The 3,318-nt window shown below is 68.5% G+C and carries 4 protein-coding genes; 1 reads left to right on the forward strand and 3 read right to left on the reverse strand.

Annotation, left to right across the window (positions count from 1 at the left end):
* Both H0W38_RS19170 and H0W38_RS19175 read right to left on the reverse strand, forming a co-directional pair.
* Nucleotides 1-1,463 (reverse strand): ATP-dependent DNA helicase (locus tag H0W38_RS19170; protein ID WP_292457158.1); only part of this gene is annotated, 1,463 nt, incomplete at its 3' end.
* 106 nt (nucleotides 1,464-1,569) lie between these two features.
* Nucleotides 1,570-1,773, reverse strand: coding sequence for a YdcH family protein (locus H0W38_RS19175; RefSeq protein WP_292445617.1), 204 nt, complete (start codon nucleotides 1,771-1,773; stop codon nucleotides 1,570-1,572).
* Between the two features lie 64 nt (nucleotides 1,774-1,837).
* Here H0W38_RS19175 and H0W38_RS19180 point away from each other — a divergent pair, with 64 nt between their 5' ends.
* The gene (locus H0W38_RS19180; protein ID WP_292457161.1) at nucleotides 1,838-2,605 is read left to right on the forward strand and encodes a protein phosphatase 2C domain-containing protein; all 768 of its coding nucleotides are present in this window, start codon (nucleotides 1,838-1,840) and stop codon (nucleotides 2,603-2,605) included.
* A gap of 76 nt (nucleotides 2,606-2,681) precedes the next feature.
* Here the strand turns inward: H0W38_RS19180 and zapE are convergent.
* The coding region (gene zapE / locus H0W38_RS19185; RefSeq protein WP_292457163.1) for a cell division protein ZapE at nucleotides 2,682-3,318 on the reverse strand (637 nt) is incomplete at its 5' end.

Raw genomic sequence — 3,318 nt, forward strand, 5'->3', positions numbered from 1 at the left:
GTGAGCACGAAGGTGCGCCCGCCGGCCGCACGCGCGCAGGCCGCCGCCAGGCGGGCGACCGCCGGTGCGTGGCCAGGATCGACGGGCTTGGGGAAGCGCGCCGGCACGTAGAGCCGGGCATTCAAGGGATAGTCGAAAGGGCTGTCCACGCGCAGGGTGCGCGCGTCGTCCAGGCCGGTCTGTTCGGTGAACCAGCGCAGGCGTTCGTCCGCCCCGAGCGTGGCTGAAGTGAAGATCCACGCCTTGGGCGCCGCGGCGATCCGCTCGCGCATCGCGTCCCGCACGTCGAGCGGCGACTCGACCAGCCGCAACGACTGGGCCATCAGATCGATCCAGCGCACGCGACCGGGCTCGGCCGCCGCGCTGAAACGCTGTGCCCGGCTCTCCAGGGTCCGCGCGCGCTCGGTCAGCTTGCTGAAGTCAGGCGAGATGTCGGCCAGGGCGTCCAGCGCACCCGCGGCTTGGCCGCATGCGACGCCCAAGGCCGCGAGCGCCTGCTGAAAGTCCTCGCGGCCCGCGCGCTCGTCCCAGCGCAGCTTGAGGCTGCCTCGGGCGCCGCCACCCTGCAGCGGCCCCGCGGCCACGAGTCGCAGCTCGCGCGCGGCGTGCTCGCACGCTTGGGCGAGTGCCTGCCAGTCCTGCAGCCCGCGTGCTTGCGCCAGCCCCACGGCGAGCAGGTCGCGCGCGAAATCAAAAAGCTGCGCAGTGCCGAGGGTGTCGCCGAGGAAAGCGATGCCTGCCTCGGCGAGTTGATGCGCTTCGTCGAAGACGGCCACATCGACTGACGGCAGCAGCTCGGCCATGCCGGTGTCGCGCAAAGCCAGATCGGCAAAGAACAGGTGATGGTTGACGACAACGAGGTCGGCGGCCATCGCTTCGCGCCGCGCCTTCATCACGTGGCAGGCGCGGTACTGCGGACAGTCGCCGCCGAGGCAGTTCTCTCGCGTCGAGCTGACCAGCGGGATCACGGGCGAGCGTTCGTCCAGACCGTCGAGCTCGGCCAGGTCGCCGCTCGCCGTGCGCTGAGCCCACTCCTCGATGCGTGCCAGGCTGCGCAGTGCGAAACGGTCGGTGAGCTGAGCCGACTGGCGGGCCTGCCCGAGCCGCTGCAGGCACAGGTAGCTGGCGCGGCCCTTGAGCAAGGCGACCGTCACCGGCAGGCTCAAGGCCTCGCGCAAGCGGGGTAGATCACGGAGGAAAAGCTGGTCCTGCAAGCTCTTGGTGGCCGTGCTGATGAGCCCGCGTGCGCCCGACAGCAGCACGGGCACCAGATAGGCGAAGGTCTTGCCGACGCCGGTGCCGGCCTCGGCCGCCAGCACGCTGCGCTGGTCGATCGCATCGGCCACAGCGAGGGCCAACTCGAGCTGAGCACCGCGTTCGCGGTACTGCGTTTCCGCGCGTGAGAGCGCACCACCGGCCGCGAAGACCGCCGTGACCGCCTCTTGCAACTGGCTCGCGCTCATGGGCGTGCCTTGTCAGGATGGTGGCTGGTTTCTCCCGCTGCGGAGTCGGCCCCGGCCGTGAGCCGGGCTTGCAGCTCGCAGCGCAGCTGCACACCGCCACGGAGCCTCATGCCGGCTCGGGCGGACTCAGTCGCGCTTCCAGCGTGGCGATCGTGTCGCGCAGGCAAAGGCGCCGCTTCTTCAAGCGTCGCAGCGCGAGATCGTCACGCGGCAGATCGAGCGGCATCAGATCGATCAGGCTGTCGAGGTCGGCATGCTCGATGCGCAGTTCGATCAGCCGGCGTTGCGGCGAGTGCAGGTTGTCGTTCATCGGGTGCCTTCGGCGTGATTTTCCGCCAATCGAGCACCGAGCAACGCGTTTATAGTTTTCGAATATGACCCCCGCGACTCCCGGTTATCGACTCGCCGCCGCCACCGGCCTGCACCGCGGAGACCGCGCTTACCAGCAAGATCAGGTCAGCGTGATGGCGCATGCGCGCGTACCCGGTTGCTTGCTGGCCGTCGTTGCCGACGGCATGGGCGGCAAAAGCGGCGGTCGCAAGGCGGCCGACCAGGTGCTGCTCACCGCAGCGCAACTTTTCGAGCGCTACACGCCGAGCCGCGACGACCCGGCCGAGGCGCTCAAACAACTGGTGCTGGAGTCGCACCTCATGATCAAGCTCACCGCCATGACGGCCGAGGAAGAGCCGCACAGCACCGTGGCCGCGCTGCTCATCGGCCCGTCTCGCGCCTGCGATGTGATCCATGCCGGCGACTCACGCGTCTATCACTTCCGCGGACCGGAAATGCTGACTCGCACCAAGGACCATTCCTTCGTGCAGCGCCTGGTCGACGAAGGCCAGATCTCCGAAGACGAAGCCAACACGCACCCGCAGTCCAACCTGCTCACCGGGTGCCTGGGCACGCACAGCGACCCGCCGGTGAGCCTGCACCACATCGATAGGCTCGAACCGGGCGACAGCTTGCTGATGTGCAGCGATGGCCTCTGGCACTACTTCACTCCGCGCGAGCTGGGCGCCATCGTGCACGCGCTGCCCCCGCGAGAGGCCGGCGAGATGCTCATCGGCAAGGCACGCCATCGCGCGCGCGGCGGCGGCGACAACCTGTCGCTCGCGCTGGTGCGCATGGAAGCCGTCGACTGAGTCCTGCTGATGCGGCGCTACACAGAGCGTCGCGTTGATCGGCAAGACACGTTCCGCAGGTGAAAGGCGGTGCGGCTCATGTCAACCCTGTGTCGACATCGCGCCGTGCCAGGGCCAGGAATTCGGCCGATTGCATTTCCTGCAACCTCGACACGGTGCGCGGGAACTCGTGTGAGAGCGGCCCCTCGGTGTAGAGCTGATCCGGCGGCACGGCGGCGGCCAACACGAGCTTCACGCGACGGTCATAGAGCACGTCAACCAGCCATGTGAAGCGCCGGGCCTCGGAGGCGTGGCGCGGCGCCATCGCCGGCACGTTGGAAAGCAGCACCGTGTGGAACTGGGTGGCCAGCTCAAGGTAGTCGTTCTGCGAGCGCGGGCCGCCGCAAAGTTCCTTGAAGTCGAACCACACCACACCGCCGGCACGCCGCAGGGCGTGGATTTCACGCTGCTCGATGCGCAACAGCGGACTTTCGTCGCGTGCCTCCGCCAGGCGCTCGAAGGTCTGCGCCATCGCAGCATCGGCATCGGGCCCGAGAGGCGTGTGGTGCAGCGCGACCGTGGCGAGCGTGCGCTGCCGGTAGTCGATGCCGGCATCGACGCTGATCACCTGGAGCCGCTCCTCGAGCAGCGCGATCGCGGGCAGGATACGTTCGCGGTGCAGGCCGTTCGGATAGAGCGCTTGCGGATGGAAGTTGGACGTGGCGATGATGCTC

This window comes from Methylibium sp., from assembly GCF_013817365.1.
Classification (GTDB): Bacteria; Pseudomonadota; Gammaproteobacteria; order Burkholderiales; family Burkholderiaceae_C; genus Methylibium.